Source organism: Cryobacterium sp. TMT2-17-1 (assembly GCF_004402765.1).
Lineage (GTDB): Bacteria > Actinomycetota > Actinomycetes > Actinomycetales > Microbacteriaceae > Cryobacterium > Cryobacterium sandaracinum.
Map to the genome: position 1 here is coordinate 69,182 of NZ_SOGC01000041.1, position 15,823 is coordinate 85,004.

The window sequence follows — 15,823 nt, forward strand, 5'->3', positions numbered from 1 at the left end:
CATGGTCCAGCGACCTCCCGCCAGATGATCCACACATGGGGCAGGATCGAAATCCGCCGGCTGGCCTCCTTATTCGGCTAATCGGTCCGCCTCTGCGGCGAGTGTCATAAAGCCTATGTAAGGCGTCCTTTTCTGCGGCAGTGAATGCCGCTGGAGTCACAAGCCAAGGATTTCCACAGGCCGTCCGGTAGCCGGCGGTTGCGGCCAGCCATCGGTCACGGTAAATATCCCACCCGCTTCTCTTGCACTGGCTAGCGATTACTGCGTCGCCGGCGTCTGCGGGCATCGGCAAATACCTCACCGTGGCTGCCTATCTGCAAAGACCTGAGCGATATAAGAGAGTGTCTCGGCGTTCAAGTCCTCGCGGAATCTCGCACGGAACTGGTCCAGTGTGGCGCGAGGTGTTTCTGCGAGCCAATCATCGAGAACTTTCTGAAATCGGTGCTTAAGTTCAATATCACCGAAAACAAACTGCGAAATCGTGTCGATGCTGGCACCGAAAGTTTGCATACCCGGCGGTTCAAAAACTATCCCGCCCTCTAGGTCCATCCGCACGATGCGGACTCGACGGGCTGGCACCTCGCGGACGACATACGCGGAGTGCGTGGCGATCAAGGCAACGGAGCCAGACATCTCGAGCAGTTGATCGAGCATGGACATAAAGATTGACACATAGCGAGGATGAAGGTGTGTTTCTGGTTCATCAAACAAGAACATGGTTCCTGAGCGCAGAGATCCAATTGCCTGGGTTGCGAACCGCAGCAGCGCCTGTTCGCCGCTACTGAGGTCGCGTGCTTGTTGTCTTGCGATAAGTACCCTAGGTGCGGCGTTGGGGACCATTCTCGCTTGAAGGTGCAGACGCCGCTGCTCACCGCGCATTCCGAAGAAGGACACGTAAAGGCGATCGCCCACGCGAATCGGCTCTGGAAGTAGATCTGGCTCCTCGCCGGCAGCGCTGACTTCGACGTAGAGGGTGTCTTTGAAACCAAGTGGCTTGAGTACGGAATCCAAGAGCTGCATTCTGTCGGCACCGGAGAGTCCCGTGTACTCGCCCCCCGAACGCATGCAATCGAGCAGAGATTCCGCGAGGTCATCCGGGCCCCCCCGCGCATGTCCGATCATCCTGTGGAAACGGTAGTCAAGACCACGCCAGGGCGGTACCTGTGATGGATAGGGATCGGAAGCCGCTGAGGAAAAGACGATTAGCCTTGAGAACTTCGGCCGCGGATTGAAAATGGGTGGTTCCTGTTGCGATGGCAGATCCCATTCCGAATCTCTCTGAACCCCGTCAATGAGCGCCCTGAAGATCCGCGTCTTGCCTACACCATTCTCGCCAACGAGCACCAGGGTCCGCCTAGACAGCGGAAAATCCTCGCCAAAGTCGGCATCCAGCGCGTGTCTACCGCTCATCCCCTGCAATTGCACCTCAAACTGAAAGGAGTGCGCCGCGTCATCGACGTCTGGCGCGCTGCCCGGAGTCAGGTACCTGCCACCCTGACGGATCGCGTCCCAAGTCGCGTCTTCGCGGAGAACACTTTGAACAAAGTCCATGCTCTTGGCCAATTCAAGAGTCTGGTGATCGGCGTCCTCGAGCCGCGTGACGACAGCATCGTGCATCCGCCGTAGCGACGCGAAAGCGTCAGCAAAGCCCAGCCGCTCCACGATGATGCGATAACTGCCTGTGTCGGCGAGCACGGATATAAAAGGGCCTTCAACAAACCTCAACCCCACATGAGCTCGCTTCCCCATAACGGAGGCCATCGCGAAGGAGGTGTCCTCCGCGCTCCCGAACATGAGGCGCATATTTATGGGGGAATAGGACTCGATGAAGCCCGCGAAGTGTAGTTGCGCACGGAAGTTCTTGGAGAAGTCGTTCCATCCGCTGGTGTCTGGGACTACGACAAGAGTTCGCTCGTCTACCGTTTGCCAGACCGCCTCGTCGAAGGTTTTCGCCAGAGAGATCTTGATGTCGGATGTGACAGGTACTGATGGCATGCGTGGCTCAAGTTTCCTTTTCGATAGTTATGAATTCCCCGCCGATGCGCACCGTCTGGGAGTTGTAACGGAAGGTCAAGCAAGTTGTAAGGTCTTCCTCGACTCGATACAGAGCTCGACGGTAACGGCAATGCAATTACTACACGAGCTCCGGGAACGCCTCATACTTGTGTCGACGATTATCGAAAGCGATCTTGGTACCTTCAAGCACGTTGAGTGCCAGCTGTGCTACATCGAGCTCGGCGATGCTGCCGCTACTGACTGTGAAGTTACTTCCAGCGAGTTCACAGTGGATAATTTGATCGGCATCGCCGACAATGGCCAAATTAGCGTTGTGTGTGACCACAATTGTCTGCCGCCTTCCTGCAGCCTCGTGAATCGCAGGCACGAGCTTTGAGGCGATCGTGGCGTTATCCAAATTTTCCTCGGGCTGATCGAGAAGAAGCGGAGTGGTGCGGCGATCCACTACTAGATAGAAGAGAGCAAGCACTAAACCCCGCTGCCCGGGGGACAGCTGCGCAAGCGGCAAGCCATCACCTGTAAGTCCAAAGCGGACCTCGAGCCATGACAGACCGAATACTTCAGCAAGAAAATCTTCCAGGGTCGAGTTGATTCGCAAGGCGTTTGCGGGATTCCTGAAGTCGGCCTGGATGTCGCCGCGTTCGTGTTCCAGTCGGACAAGCGCCTCCGATAGCTGCTCGGCAAGCTGTGCCCAACTCGTGTCTTCTATCCGATGAGGTAGTCCGTTGAGCCAATCTGGCAGATCTCCACTTCGCCGACCGTCAAGTGAGGCCGACACGCTCTGCCAGGCGGGGAGCATCCGAAGCTCGGCGTTGAACTGCAGGCCAGCGTTCTTGACCACATCAGCGTCAGCGATGAAACGGGAGGCTGGTTCATACAAGCTCGCGACAGTGTCAAGCTGAGCCTTGAGCGCGTTGTGGATTCGACTTGCCTGCAGAAGGATTTGTTCCCGCAGATCATCCAACAGTTGTGGAGCTTTCCGTATGCGTTCCCGAAGGGATGTGAGCCCGTCGAGCGTTCCATCTTCGTTCTCGTTCCCTACCAAAATGGCGACGCGCTCTCCTGCTTGCAATACGCGTTGACGTGCGCGTTCGCGGGCGCTGTCTGCCGCCGCGAGCGCAGCAGCGTTTTCTAGCCGCTGTTCGTCATTCGAGGCGACTTGAGTGGTGAGAACGTCGTGCTCTGACTTGGCAGCGCGAAGGTTTTCCTCCATTTCGCTGCGCGAGTCCTCGTAGCGAGTTCGGTTAATCGTCAGCGCGACATATGGATTGCCGACGCCGCCCATCAGAAGTTCTGCCTCTGTGTTAAGAGTCACTGTGTCGGCTCGAAGCGCTTCCGCTCGCGCCGAGATTGCGTCCATCGCAGAGAAACTTTGGCGCAACTGCGCCTGCACCTGCTCGTTTGCTGCTCTCTCTCGTTGGAGCCTGTCACGCAACGCCTCGATGTCGCCTGAGCGTTGTTTCAGGGCGGTCAATTCTCCGTTGTCTTGGCTCGACGAATCAATCGCGGCCAGTCCTTCTCCCTCCAATTTGAGGGCGGTTCTGGCGGCATAGACTTCGGCTTCCTTCAAGTTGAGGCGCCCGTCGACTTCCGTGAGCAGATTTTCGGCACGGAACTCAGCGAGGGTCGCATAACCCGATGAAGCTGCGCGGAGCTCGTCACGGAGTCGTTCTACTTCGCCTTGTGTAGCCCGCGTCTTCTGCAGGAGGAGTGCGTCGAACGTCTTCTCGCCTGCACGTTCCTCTTCACTAATGTGGGTGAACAATACAGTCCGAAGCTCGCGCTCAAACTCGATCGCGTCGCCAGTGATCGGATCGATGCTGCACACACGCTCGACGAAAGCTTGCGGCAGGTATTCGACTGAAATCGGAGCGGACCTGTCGTGTTCGTCATTGAGCTGAACACGGCGGGTGGTCCCGGTTTTCCATTCGAGTTCGGAGTAGTAGTTCTTCGCGATCTTCTTGTTTGACGGACTAAGGAACCGGGTGGGGGTTAGGAACGCGAACTCTCTATTGCGTGAGGAGTTTCCTGCGAGCGCGATGCAGTCGAGCAGTGCTGACTTGCCTTGCCCCTTGTTGCCGACCACAGCCACGAACCCTGTATTTAGCGATATGTCGTGGTCAAATAGCGTGTGCTCAGTCTTGTCAGATTTCACGGCAATCTTCGAAATGAAGTGCTCGGGATTCATTCGGATGCGAGCGAGGGCTGGCGGTTCCAGCCCGACATATGCTCTTCGTTCGAATTCAGCGAGCGCGTAGGAGAGTCCAGCGAGAGTCGGGGTCGTATTTAGCCATGTTTGACAAGCGCCGAGCCTCATCTGCTGGTCGGAGGCTGAGAAGTAATGCGCATCGCTGCAATCGAGCAAGCGATGGTTCACATTATTCGAGCGTAGGGTTTCGACGTCGGCCCTCCAACGGGAGGCGTCCGCGAACGCGGTGAAGATGAAATCTGCAGAGTTGATGACATGCTTTTTCGCAGCAATCGACTGCTCGTTCCACTTGATGTTCGCCCACTCCGTCTTTCCCAGCCCGATGAGCGCTTTGCCTTTGAAATACTGACTGCTGAGGGCTTCTTGGACATCACTCAAGGAGACATTTAGATTGTTGAAACCCTCCTGCATATCTGTGCCAAAGTTCTTCAGCTGTTCCGCAGGAACTGACTGCTTAATGCGAAACCCGAAGTCAGCGAGGGATTCTTGCGTGATGACCCCTTGCCATCCGAGCGCGTCGTGTCCTGGCGCCAGTTTCACTCTTGGTTGGAGGGCACCGAGGAACTGCGCCTGGATCACATCTGGGTCGATGTCAGGGTCAAAAATCACATGAAGATTCACACGCGATAACTTCCCGTCCGTTCCCCCGAACTGGTCGAGTCGCATCTCTATTACCGGAAAGATTGCTTCAAGGTTCCGCAATCTGCCTGCCTGGCGAGCTTTAAGAACACGCCGATAGCCGTCGAGAAACCAGTAGTCGTTGATGCCAATGACACTTATGTCCGATGGCAACGCTTCGAGTTCGTCAATGAATCTCGCCCAAACAGTATCCGTGTCGCCGCCGTATTTTTGAACAAGCGATGCCGGCGTGTGAACGTGCAGGTCCCAAATGCGCCAGGCCGTACCGCGGGCACGTTCATCCGAATTGTTCATACCTTGTCCTTAGCTCCGACTCCAAAGTCGGCCGGCCAAAGCAGAGGCAAGCCACTACGAGTTTCTTAAGCTGAGGTTATCGGCGTCGGACTGGTATCTACTGCAGCGAGACGCCCCCCCAATCAGGGCGATCACGCTGCCGGCCTCTTGCGGCCGGCCGGCCGGTACGTACCCTCATACAGCCAAGGTCCAACGTTCTAGTTCTTGCAAAGGTTTTTTTGAAGCATCATTAGTGAATGACCGCACGGCAAAATGGCTTCAGCACCAACACTCGCCAGACAGTCGCCGCACGCGCCGGGCACCGTTGCAGCTTTCGAGGGTGTGAAGCAAGCACATCCGGTCCGAGCGCGAGTTCGTCGCAGCGCGCTACCCAGAATGGGTGGGCGTGTCATATCTTTCCGGCAGGAGCGGGTGGTCCCAGATCGACTCTGCCGCCAGGACAGATCGGCCTGGAGAGTCTCGAAAACGCCGTATGGATGTGCGAGACGCACGGCACGCTAATCGACAAGAACAATGGTGAGGACTACCCGCCCCAGCTGTTACTCAAGTGGCGCGTTCAGGCCGAGATGGCCGCTTCTTTGGCACAAGGGTCGAGCTTCGAAGCGCCTCCGTCGATCGACTTCATTTGGATTGAGGGAAGCGAGCCGGGTACCCAGATCTTCGAGTTCAAAGACATTCACCTGGAGATATTTGATTTCACCGTTCTCTACGCCAACCACGATCAAGTCCTCAGTCTCATTTGTCGGTCCCTCGCGCACGCACCAGAGTTTCCCACTGAAGCACTCTCCCATCTGGGCTCAAATCAGCTTAAATTGTCGATTGGCTACTCACCCGGCTATCGTCCTCAAACTCGAATATGTTTCGAATCGGGTCGAGTCAAATACTGGGACGGTCAGATCTCGACCAACTCGATCGCAGGTTTCTATGAAGTGGTACTCGTCGACCGAAGCTCGCTCGTGCGTGGAATCCCGGCGGCCGACAGAGGTTGGTTTTCGCGAGAAGGTTTCGTTGGGCCTCACCCTCGAGAGATACTCGTCTCCAAAGATCCGATGCTCACCGAAAAAATGGTTGAGCAGCTGAGGGATGAAGACAACGTGATGGTTGATGAGATTCGGCTCAGAGACGGTCAATGGGATGTGCGTTGCCTCAAGCACACGCCCGGGCAGTTTTTCCGGCTCGAACAGCTTTCCTCGAGCGAGCAGATGTCAGTTCATCTTGATCTCACTCTCGCATTTCTCAGAATTGCTGCGCGCCAGCGTCCGGCTTCACCCTTCTTGCTTGTCGTAGACAACGTGTTGTGGTGCTACGACGAGAAGAATCTCGCGAAATTCGCCGCGATCTGTGGACGGCTTCCACGAAATGTCCAAGTGCTAGTGTCCGATGCGACCGGGCACGTAGCCCAAACGCTGAAAGTGCATCGCCAAGATCTGAAGGTTTCGGAGAGGACGACTCCGCCGGGATACTTGGTAGAGGCGACCTGACCCTTGCCTTCCACGGCTGTCGGCAAGGTTGCCCGCCGAGCGGGCGGACGTTTCCGAAAGGCTAGGTCTGGGTGGCCAGCTCATAGAGCACCGTGCCTGAGACGCTGTAGCCCACATTGGTAAGAGCAAGCGCGATAGCGCCCACGACAGATTTCATGAATGCTCCCTTCTGAGCCGTTCCGTTATTTCTCTGCGGATTCGAGTTCTTGAGTCTCGAAACAATTGGGGCAAGAAATGAGAAGCAGCAAACAAGAAAAGCAACTACAGCGGCCCACGGAAGAGTCGAACTTCCAACCGCATACCCAGGCCTAGCCCGTCGGACTACGTCTGGTGTTTAACTTACCGCCGTTTTGGCCACGGAGTCACGTTGGGCGATGGTGCCCCTAGCCCGCCGAAGAATCTCAAAATGATCCGATGTGGCGGGCCGCGGATTGCGGATGATCGCATCCAGCCGAGCACGTTAGAGACTGACGGCTAAGCGTCCTGACGGAGCTACGCGGCGAATACTTGATTCCAGTTGACACGCGTCAAGACAAATCCGCCGCGTTCCAACAGTTTCCCGATTCCCGGAAGATGCGCGTGGCCCCAGATCATCACTACATCATTGCTAGCGGCGAGCGCGGCGCGCGCAGCAACCGAGTTCCGTTCTCGGAGAATCACGCTTGGCCTCATCACCATCCACATCGGAAAGTTCTTTCCGGCATCCGTGTGTAATTGCCTAACCTGAGATCGTCCGTAAGCTCTGGCAACGTTCTGGTTGAGGCTTAATAGCAACGACATGACAGCTGCAATGATCAGCGGTCCTATGTGAATGGCAGAAAGCGTTCTTGCGACGGGGACGTCGTGATTCTCCCAATTGGGGCCAATTGACAGCGCGTCGAATTGAAACTCGCAGCCAGCTGCAGTCCAAATCCTGTGCTGAGACCGGTCGAGGCTCCTGCCGACGCGGGACTTGACTCTAAGACGCCGCGGCACTAGCTCACGAATTGGCTGTTCGAAATGAATAGCCGTCTTCCCATCAAGCGCAGTGAGCTGAACGGAAAGATTTGTCCAGAACTGACTTGACGCGTAGTGCTTCACCCCGATGATCACGATCTCTCGTCCGAGTCTGTTGGCGTAAACGGCAGTTGGGACTTCAAGACGCCCGTCGTTGAGGCGATCAGTAAGGGTCGACGAGGGTGAGTGCCCAATGGCTGAGTGGTGTTTGCTCATGTAGTCATTCTGTTCGTTCACACTGACATTGAACGAGAAGGTGGGCGGTTGGATACTTTGAATGAGTCCAATCAGTTCTGGCGGGCACTATCGTGCCCTTGCGACATTGCAGCCTGTCGGAGACGCCACCAGCGCACGTTTGCCACGAATTACTTCACCTTGAGCTGTACATGATGGAGGGTCGTTGGTCGACATGATCTGGTACAGCTGACTTTCCCGGCGACCGCTCGCCTCGGCGGAATGCCCCGAGTTCAACGTTGCTTGCCCCGACACCTGGCACGGACGCGACCTGTTTCATCCACGTCGAGATCTGACGTTCGTCGAGGTCACCCGCAGACTCGAGCTCCACACCCCGTGTCGACTTGCCCATCCCCACCGGCGTCACCGGCAGTACCGGTTCGAGCGTCGCACCATTGATGAACATGAGCCTGACGTGGCCGGCAAAGCCGCCGCAGGTCATGCATCACCCGCCGCCGACGCCATAGTACGTCGTGCCCCATTTCACGGAGCGCTGGAGGTTGGGCAGCCTCTTGGCCGCCAAAGCGTCGACTGCTTCGGCGATGCCGCGCTGCGGCTGCGGGAGGCTAGCGATGTAGGCGAAGACCGGTTTGTCGCCGACGGCCGCTTTCGCGGGCCTGGCCCGGCCGGTCATGGCTTCCGGCAGTGTCCAAAGCGGGGTCACCCTGGGCCGAGCCTACGGCCGAATCCTGAAGTTCGCTCTTGCCGATCTCCTTGCTGTCCATGGCGAGAGGCTAGTCCTTCCACCTCGCGGTGGGTCGATTGCGTACGCTCGGTTTCCGACGCAGTATTGAGAGTGTCGAGCGGACTGGCCAGCTTTAGGGACGCCTGATCTCCGCAAACTCCTCGGCAGTATCGGCCCGGCGGTGAGGCCCAACTGACCGAAAACGGGCCGCTTCTGGCGCTCATCTGCCGGCCCTGCTCATCGCGGTCTTCCTGCTCCCGCCACCTTTGCCGATAACGTCACAACCCCACAGAGAACTCGTGATGCTACGCCCACTCCCAGTCCCCTTCCCGCCCTTCAATCTGCTCGACGAGTCGATCCCCTGCTACGAAGCCCTGGGGGCGATCGAATGACCGGCGAACGAACATTCCCGGTGCTGCCCTGTGCAGATCTAGACGACGCACTCGTGTTCTATACCGCGCTCGGCTTCACCGTCACCTTCGAGCAACGACGCCCCTATGCCTGTGCGGTGGTGGAGCTGGACGACATTGCGATCCACCTGTTCGCCATGGACGGCTTCGACCCGGCGACCTCGTACGCCAGCGCCATCATCACCGTCGCAGATCCCGGTGAGCGCCACGAGGCGTTCAAGGCCGGACTGCGAGAACGATTCGGCCAGGTCCCGATCAAGGGCATCCCACGCCTGCTCCCCCCGCGGCGGAAGGCCGGCACCGCGACCGGGTTCTCGGTCGTGGATGTAGGGGGAAACTGGCTCCGCTTCTACCGTCACGGATCATCGGAGAACGACCCTGCAGAACGGCGCTCCGGCCTCCTCCGGGTGGTCGACGTCGCCGCCCGGCAGGGTGACTCGCGCGGCGACGAAGCCCAGGCGATCGCCGTCCTCGACGCCGGGCTTGCCCGACACCCCGACGCGCCGCCCATCGAGGTGTTCGAGGCGCTGCTTTACCGCGCGGAACTCAGAGCGCGAACGGGGGCGGACGCGGCCCCCGACCTGGCCGCCGCGAGGGCGCTGCTCGCCGAGCATCAGCTCGGCGCGGAGGCAGAGCAAGCGCTGATCCTCGCGGTTGAGGCGGACCTCACGACCGAACAGCAAGACGAGATGGGCAGGTTGAGCGCAGACGGGAGCGCGCCCAACGAGAATGACAGCCACTCAGGATGACTGGCGTGAAGTTGCGGATGTCCTTCCGCATAGGACGATTGCAAACGCTCGATCGTCGGCGCAAAATGGAAGGTAGTTCTGAGCAGGCCCGCACGTTTGCATCGACGACCTGATTCTCGGGCTTTCGGTAAAACTCCAGATGGCACGGTGTGGCCGCTGCGGCACCACCGCGGACAGGCGCAATCCCACGAAACCTCGTTGGCGGACGACGAAGTGAGATTTGCGTCTGAACTACAAAACCCCAGATGGCACGGCGCCGCCACCGTGGCGGCACCCTGAAAAGTCAGCATCCATCGCGAACGCACGGTCAGGAAAGCTGCGGCGCTCGGGCCACAGATTCAGGTTGAAGAAGCGAAAACCCAGATGGTGCGGTGCTGCCACCGTGGCAGCACCGTGATCAGTCGTCATCTTTCGCGAACGCCCGGTCGAGGAGCGCGGCGGTGGCCGGGTTCACCAGTTCGCTGCGTTGGATGTAGTGCATGACCGTGACCCTGGTGTCGGTGTGGCCGAGCAGTTCTGCGGCGAGTTCGATGCTGGCGTTGGTGTTGACCGCGGTCGCGACGGTGCGGCGGAACATGTGCGGGGTAACCCCGTTGATGCCGGCGCCCTCGAGTACCTGTCGGAGTTGTCGGCGCACGTTCGCCGTGGTCAGCGGTGTGCCGTCCCGGGACTGGAACAGCAGGTCATCCAGGCCCATGCTCCCGACTTTGGCGAGCCGCCGGCGGACCGCGTCGGAGGTGAAGGTGGGGATGGCGACAACGCGGGTGGACTTGGCAGTCTTGGGGTGGTCCTGCCGGAAGGTCTGCTCCCCCTTGCGGCTGACAATGGTGCCGGCCAGGCGGATGGACGGCACGGGGCTGGTGATGTCGACGTCTCGGCGGCGGATGGCGAGAACCTCGCCGATTCGGGCGGAGGTGCCGAGCATCACCTCGATCATCGCGCCGAGCTGGCCGTCGGGCTTGGGGCCCGAAGTGTGGTCGGCGGCGCTCTCCCACTGGGCGATCGCGGCGCGGATTACGTTGACCTCCGGCGCCATGAGTGCGGCGGGGACGTGCGGCTCGCGGTGGAGGCGGGCGACGTGGTCCATTGGGTTCCGCGGCAGGACTTCGTGCCGCACCGCCAGCTCCAGGGCGAGCCGCAGCACGACCCGGGCCTGTTTGGCGCGGTTGTAGGAGATCTTCGCGAGTTGCTTGATGAACTTGTCACACCGGGCCACACCGATCTCCCGCAGCGCCAGGTGATCAAAGGAGGGTGAGACGAGGGTGCGCATGTTGCGCTCGTACAAGTTGCGGGTGGTCCTCGATATCCGGTCCTCCAGGTCGATGTCCTCCAACCAATACGTCACCAGGTCCCTGAACAGGCTGTCCGGGGTGAGGGACGTGTCGGCGGGTTGGAACAGGTCCCGGTCGGCAAGCTTGGCCTTCAATGCCCGTTCGGCGGCCTTGGCGGTGGCGCCGGTGCCTTGCACTAGGCGCGCGTGGCCGTCCCAGTCGCGGTAGCGGGTTCGCGCCTCGTAGCGTCCGTTCGGCATCTGGCGGGTGCTGATGTCGCCGAAGGTGCCGATCGTCAGCCGTTGCCGGGGCATCTCAGCTCACCGCCGATCGGGGCGCCTCGGAGGGCTGGAGGAGGGGTCCCGCTGCTGGGCGATCCAGGCCCGCACGTCGGAGATGGCGAACTTGAGGTGTTTGCCGAACCGGTACGCGGTCGGGCCCTTGCCGTGCACCCGCCAGTCGTAGACGGTGGAGATCGGGATGCCCAGGTATGAGGCCAGTTCGTGGACGTCCATCAGGGGCTCCAGGCCCCAGTCGTCGGTGGGGGAAGAGGTCGGGTTCTCGTTGTGAATGCTCATACCCGGAAGGTGTGCACGAGAATCCCGGACGATCGGGAGGAACCGAAACCAACCTCAGCGCCCCGAACGACAGGGCCGGCAAAACGGCGAAAATGGGCTGAAAGTGATGGGGTAGTGATGGGAACATCAAATCTCTTAACCAAAAATGTCCCGGAAACCCTTGAGTTTCCGGGACATTTGGTCGGGCTGACAGGATTTGAACCTGCGACCCCTTGACCCCCAGTCAAGTGCGCTACCAAGCTGCGCCACAGCCCGCCGCTCCTGCACCGATTCCAACGAACAGAATCAGCAGGAGACAACTTGAATATCTTACCGCGTCTGGGAACCACTCGCGCACCGTCTGGGCCGCGGAGGGAAAGTCGCGGTGCTGAACCGAGCACGGGCGACCGATGCAGTGGCACAGCGACGGCGCGGGCGGAGCGTGAGCGCATGCCGGCAGACAGCGAGATCAGGATCGAAGCCGCCGCATCCGTGCTGCGGGAAGACGTGAGCCAGGTGTTCGCCACCCGCGACGACGCGGCACGATGCTGGTGCCAGTACTTCAAGCTACCGAACCGGGAGTTCCAGAACGCTACAGCGCAAGCGTGCGCCGGGATGCTGCGGGAGCAGGTGCAGGCCAGCGCGCCCGGGCCGGGCGTCATCGCGTTTCTTGACGGAGAGCCGGTCGGTTGGTGCGCGGTCGAGCCGAAGCCGGCGTATTCGCGGCTGCAACGGGCGAAGGTGGTCACCGTGGGCAGACGGCAGAAGCCTGACGACGCATCCGTGTGGCCGGTCACGTGCTTCGTGGTGCGGGTCGGAATCGGCGGCGCGGAGTTGCGGCGGCGCGGCTGTGAGCGGCTGTCGCCCAGGCCCGTGGCGCGGGTGCGGAAAGGCCGGGTCGTGATGGAGCTGGTGGCTCAGACAACCGAAAAGGCCCCGTCCGGGAGATGAGACATCTCCCGGACGGGGCCTTGTGACGCGCGGAGCGGCTAGCGCTTGCGCTTCTCGCGCACGCGCATGCTGATGTTGATCGGGCTTCCCTCGAAGCCGTAAACCTCGCGCAGGCGGCGCTGGATGTAGCGACGGTAGCCCGGGTCGAGGAACCCGGTGGTGAAGATGACGAAGGTCGGCGGGCGGCTGGAGGCCTGGGTGCCGAACAGGATGCGGGGCTGCTTGCCGCTGCGCACGGGGTGCGGGTGCGACGCGGCCAGCTCGGCGAGGAACGCGTTGAACTTGCCGGTGGCGATGCGGGTGTCCCAGGCTTCGAGAGCGGTCTCGAGGGCCGGAACGAGCTTCTCCATGTGGCGGCCGGTCTTGGCCGAGATGTTCACCCGCGGCGCCCAGGAAACGTGCGCCAGGTCCTGCTCGATCTCACGCTCGAGGTAGCGGCGACGGTCGTCGTCGATCTGGTCCCACTTGTTGAAGGCCAGCACGAGGGCGCGGCCGGATTCGAGCACCAGGTCGATCACGCGCACGTCCTGCTCGCTGATCACCTCGGTCACGTCGATCAGGACCACGGCTACCTCGGCCTTTTCGAGAGCGGCGCTGGTGCGCAGCGAGGCGTAGAAGTCGGCTCCCTGGGAGAGATGCACACGACGACGGATGCCGGCCGTGTCGACGAAGCGCCATACCCTGCCGCCGAGCTCGACCTGCTCGTCGACGGGGTCGCGCGTGGTGCCGGCGAGCTCGTTGACGACAACGCGCTCCTCGCCGACGACCTTGTTCAGAAGGCTCGACTTGCCCACGTTCGGTCGGCCGAGGATCGCGACGCGGCGTGGTCCGCCGACTTCCTGCTTGGCGACGGCCGAGATCTCCGGGAGTTCCTCGAGGAGCGCGTCGAGCAGGTCGGCGACGCCGCGGCCGTGCAGGGCCGAGACGGGCCAGGGCTGGCCGAGGCCGAGCGCCCAGAGGCTCGCGGCTTCCGGCTCCTGGCGGATGTCGTCGACCTTGTTGGCGACGAGGAAGACGGGCTTGCCGGCCTTGCGCAGCAGGCGCACGACGGCCTCGTCGGTGGAGGTCGGTCCCACGTTGGCGTCGACGACGAACATGACGACGTCGCAGAGTTCGATAGCCAGTTCGGCCTGCGCGGCGACGGAGGCGTCGATGCCCTTGGCGTCGGGCTCCCAGCCGCCGGTATCGACGAGGCTGAAGCGGCGTTCGTGCCATTCACCCTTATACGTCACGCGGTCGCGGGTCACGCCGGGGGTGTCCTCCACGACGGCCTCGCGGCGGCCGAGGATGCGGTTCACGAGCGCGGACTTGCCCACGTTCGGGCGGCCGACGATGGCGATGACCGGCAGGGCCGGCAGGTACTGGATGGCGTCGGGGTCTTCCGTCACCGTGTCAAGAACGTCGAAGTCCTCGTCCGCGAGGTCGTACTCGTTCAATCCGGTGCGGAGGGCGGCGGCGCGCTGCGTCACCAGGTCGTCATCGAGATCGTCCAGGCGCGTCACCAGTTCGGTGTCGGGGTCGGGGATCGTGTCGTCGAAGTCGTTGTTGTTGGTCATGCGATGGCCTCGCGGTAGGTATTGATGACGTCGAGGACCGCGTCAATGGTCTGTTCGAAGTCGAGATGGGTGGAGTCGACGGTGGTCACACCGTCTGCGGCGCTCATGAATTCGACAACCTGTGAGTCAGCGCGATCCCTCGATCGCAGCTGCTCCGCCACGGTTTCAGCCGATTGGGTCGATATTTCCGCAGAGCGCCTAGCCATTCTAGCCTCCTCGGAAGCCGTGAGCAGTATGCGGATCTCGGCGGTGGGAGCGACCACGGTGGTGATGTCCCGGCCCTCGATCACGATTCCGGTGCGCTTGGAGCTTGCCGCGATGGCGCGAAACAGCTCCGTCAGGTGCGTGCGCACCTCCGGGATGCGGGCCACGGAGCTGACGATGGCGGAGACGGCGGGGTCGCGGATCGCGTCGGTGACATCCGCCCGGCCGACCCGAACGACGTGCTCGTCGGGGGCGATGCCGATGGAGTAGTCGAAGTCGCCCAGGGCGGCCACGACGGCGTCGGTGTGCTCCGGGTCGATGCCCCGGTCGCTGACGAACCAGGCGAAGGCCCGGTACGCGGCGCCCGTGTCGAGGTAGTCGAAGCCGATGCGCCTGGCGGCGGCGCGGCTGACGCTGGACTTGCCGCTGCCGGCCGGCCCGTCGATGGCGACGATGTGGGGGCTTGAGTGACGACCCATGATTAACCAGCAATCCGCCAGCCGCGGGCGGCCAGCTCTTCGGTGAGGCGACCAACGGCCTCAGGGAGTACAGAAATTTCGGCCAGGCCCAGTTGGGCGCCCGGTGAGTGCTCGAGGCGGAGGTCTTCGAGGTTGACCCCGACCTCGCCGACCTCGTTGAGGAGTCGGGCAAGCTGCCCGGGGGTGTCGTCGACCATCACGCTCAGCGACACGAAGCGGCGGTCCTGGCCGTGCTTGCCGGGCAGGCGGGCCACCCCGGCGTTGCCGCCGGCGAGTTCCTCGGCCACCTTGCGGCGCGCGCCCGGTGCGGCGGGGGCTTCCAAGGCGTCGATGAAGCGGTCGAGGTCGTCGCGGTAGGCCAGCAGGATGTCCCGCACGGGTTCGGCGTTCGCGCCGAGGATCTGCACCCACAGCTCGGGGTCGCTGGCCGCGATGCGGGTCACGTCGCGCAGACCCTGGCCGGCGAGGTTCAGGGCCGAGCCGGTGGCATCCGTCAACCGGCGCGCCATGATCGTGGAGACGACCTGCGGCACATGGGAAATGAGCGCCACCGCACTGTCGTGCTCCTCGGGGCTCATCTCGACCAGGATCGCGCCGAGGTCGAGGATCAGGTCGTCGATCGCGGTGGCCTGCTGGTAGCTGATCGCGTCGTGCGCGGCCACCACCCAGGGGCGGCCGACGAAGAGGTCGGCGCGGCCGGCAAGGGGTCCCCCGCGTTCGCGGCCGGCCATCGGGTGACCGCCGATGTAGCGGGACACGTCGGCCCCCAGTGCGCGCAACTCCTGCAGCGGGGCGAGCTTGACGCTCGCGACATCCGTCACGATCGCCTGCGGGTGGGCGGCCAGCTCGCGCGCGACGATCTCGGCCGTCACGTCGGGCGGCACGCACACCACGATCAGCTGCGGCAGGTCGCCGGCAGTGGCGGCGCGGCCGGCGCCGTAGTCGACGGCGATGCTGAGGTTGGTCGGCGACGCGTCGGCGAGGATGACGTCGATGCCGCGCGCGCGGAGGCCCAGGCCGATGCTGGTGCCAAGCAGGCCGGTGCCCACGACGCGCACGGGCCCGATCAGGCGAGATTCAACCACTGGAACT

General features: G+C 61.7%; 12 protein-coding genes and 1 tRNA gene. 3 read left to right on the top strand and 10 right to left on the bottom strand.

The window, feature by feature from the left end:
- Positions 1 to 297: 297 nt before the first annotated feature.
- Positions 298 to 1,995: an AAA family ATPase gene (locus E3O47_RS12430; RefSeq protein WP_134420717.1), complete on the bottom strand. Its 1,698-nt coding sequence runs from the start codon at positions 1,993 to 1,995 to the stop codon at positions 298 to 300.
- A 139-nt stretch (positions 1,996 to 2,134) separates the two neighbouring features.
- Entirely contained in the window at positions 2,135 to 5,158 is a 3,024-nt protein-coding gene (locus E3O47_RS12435) for a TrlF family AAA-like ATPase (protein WP_134420719.1), read from the bottom strand.
- 236 nt (positions 5,159 to 5,394) lie between these two features.
- On the opposite strand from E3O47_RS12435, the gene E3O47_RS12440 reads away from it, so the two are divergent.
- On the top strand, positions 5,395 to 6,639 hold the full coding sequence (locus E3O47_RS12440) for a hypothetical protein (RefSeq protein WP_134420721.1): 1,245 nt from the start codon (positions 5,395 to 5,397) through the stop codon (positions 6,637 to 6,639).
- Between the two features lie 492 nt (positions 6,640 to 7,131).
- On the opposite strand, the gene E3O47_RS12445 is transcribed toward E3O47_RS12440, so the two are convergent.
- Positions 7,132 to 7,872 carry a hypothetical protein gene (locus tag E3O47_RS12445; protein WP_134420723.1) on the bottom strand — a complete coding sequence of 247 codons (741 nt, stop codon included), beginning with the start codon at positions 7,870 to 7,872 and terminating at the stop codon, positions 7,132 to 7,134.
- Positions 7,873 to 8,314: 442 nt separating this feature from the next.
- Positions 8,315 to 8,533 carry a hypothetical protein gene (locus tag E3O47_RS16265; RefSeq protein ID WP_198418032.1) on the bottom strand — a complete coding sequence of 73 codons (219 nt, stop codon included), beginning with the start codon at positions 8,531 to 8,533 and terminating at the stop codon, positions 8,315 to 8,317.
- 409 nt (positions 8,534 to 8,942) lie between these two features.
- On the opposite strand from E3O47_RS16265, the gene E3O47_RS12455 reads away from it, so the two are divergent.
- Positions 8,943 to 9,713 carry a hypothetical protein gene (locus tag E3O47_RS12455; RefSeq protein ID WP_134420725.1) on the top strand — a complete coding sequence of 257 codons (771 nt, stop codon included), beginning with the start codon at positions 8,943 to 8,945 and terminating at the stop codon, positions 9,711 to 9,713.
- Between the two features lie 397 nt (positions 9,714 to 10,110).
- Here E3O47_RS12455 and E3O47_RS12460 read toward each other — a convergent pair whose 3' ends face one another.
- The 3 genes from E3O47_RS12460 to E3O47_RS12470 form a co-directional block, all read right to left on the bottom strand.
- The gene (locus E3O47_RS12460) at positions 10,111 to 11,298 is read right to left on the bottom strand and encodes a tyrosine-type recombinase/integrase (RefSeq protein WP_134420727.1); all 1,188 of its coding nucleotides are present in this window, start codon (positions 11,296 to 11,298) and stop codon (positions 10,111 to 10,113) included.
- A 6-nt stretch (positions 11,299 to 11,304) separates the two neighbouring features.
- A complete protein-coding gene (locus tag E3O47_RS12465) occupies positions 11,305 to 11,562 on the bottom strand; it encodes a helix-turn-helix domain-containing protein (RefSeq protein WP_241986197.1) in 258 nt (85 codons plus the stop codon).
- 178 nt (positions 11,563 to 11,740) lie between these two features.
- Positions 11,741 to 11,817 (bottom strand) — tRNA-Pro (locus E3O47_RS12470).
- 174 nt (positions 11,818 to 11,991) lie between these two features.
- Here E3O47_RS12470 and E3O47_RS12475 point away from each other — a divergent pair.
- Entirely contained in the window at positions 11,992 to 12,492 is a 501-nt protein-coding gene (locus E3O47_RS12475) for a hypothetical protein (protein WP_134420729.1), read from the top strand.
- Positions 12,493 to 12,530: 38 nt separating this feature from the next.
- Here E3O47_RS12475 and der read toward each other — a convergent pair whose 3' ends face one another.
- The 3 genes from der to E3O47_RS12490 are packed head-to-tail and all read right to left on the bottom strand — an operon-like array spanning position 12,531 to position 15,816.
- Positions 12,531 to 14,048, bottom strand: a complete 1,518-nt coding sequence (gene der, locus E3O47_RS12480; RefSeq protein ID WP_134420731.1) for a ribosome biogenesis GTPase Der — start codon at positions 14,046 to 14,048, stop codon at positions 12,531 to 12,533.
- Positions 14,045 to 14,731 carry a (d)CMP kinase gene (gene cmk / locus E3O47_RS12485; RefSeq protein ID WP_104100396.1) on the bottom strand — a complete coding sequence of 229 codons (687 nt, stop codon included), beginning with the start codon at positions 14,729 to 14,731 and terminating at the stop codon, positions 14,045 to 14,047. Before cmk ends, der begins: the two co-directional genes overlap by 4 nt.
- A 2-nt stretch (positions 14,732 to 14,733) precedes the next feature.
- Positions 14,734 to 15,816, bottom strand: coding sequence for a prephenate dehydrogenase (locus tag E3O47_RS12490; protein ID WP_134420733.1), 1,083 nt, complete (start codon positions 15,814 to 15,816; stop codon positions 14,734 to 14,736).
- Between the last annotated feature and the right edge of the window lie 7 nt (positions 15,817 to 15,823).

Coding starts and splice junctions, on each gene's coding strand:
- E3O47_RS12430 (WP_134420717.1), bottom strand. CDS start 1,995: ATGCCATCAGTACCTGTCACATCCGACATCAAGATCTCTCTGGCGAAA.
- E3O47_RS12435 (WP_134420719.1), bottom strand. CDS start 5,158: ATGAACAATTCGGATGAACGTGCCCGCGGTACGGCCTGGCGCATTTGG.
- E3O47_RS12440 (WP_134420721.1), top strand. CDS start 5,395: ATGACCGCACGGCAAAATGGCTTCAGCACCAACACTCGCCAGACAGTC.
- E3O47_RS12455 (WP_134420725.1), top strand. CDS start 8,943: ATGACCGGCGAACGAACATTCCCGGTGCTGCCCTGTGCAGATCTAGAC.
- E3O47_RS12460 (WP_134420727.1), bottom strand. CDS start 11,298: ATGCCCCGGCAACGGCTGACGATCGGCACCTTCGGCGACATCAGCACC.
- E3O47_RS12465 (WP_241986197.1), bottom strand. CDS start 11,562: ATGAGCATTCACAACGAGAACCCGACCTCTTCCCCCACCGACGACTGG.
- E3O47_RS12475 (WP_134420729.1), top strand. CDS start 11,992: ATGCCGGCAGACAGCGAGATCAGGATCGAAGCCGCCGCATCCGTGCTG.
- der (WP_134420731.1), bottom strand. CDS start 14,048: ATGACCAACAACAACGACTTCGACGACACGATCCCCGACCCCGACACC.
- cmk (WP_104100396.1), bottom strand. CDS start 14,731: ATGGGTCGTCACTCAAGCCCCCACATCGTCGCCATCGACGGGCCGGCC.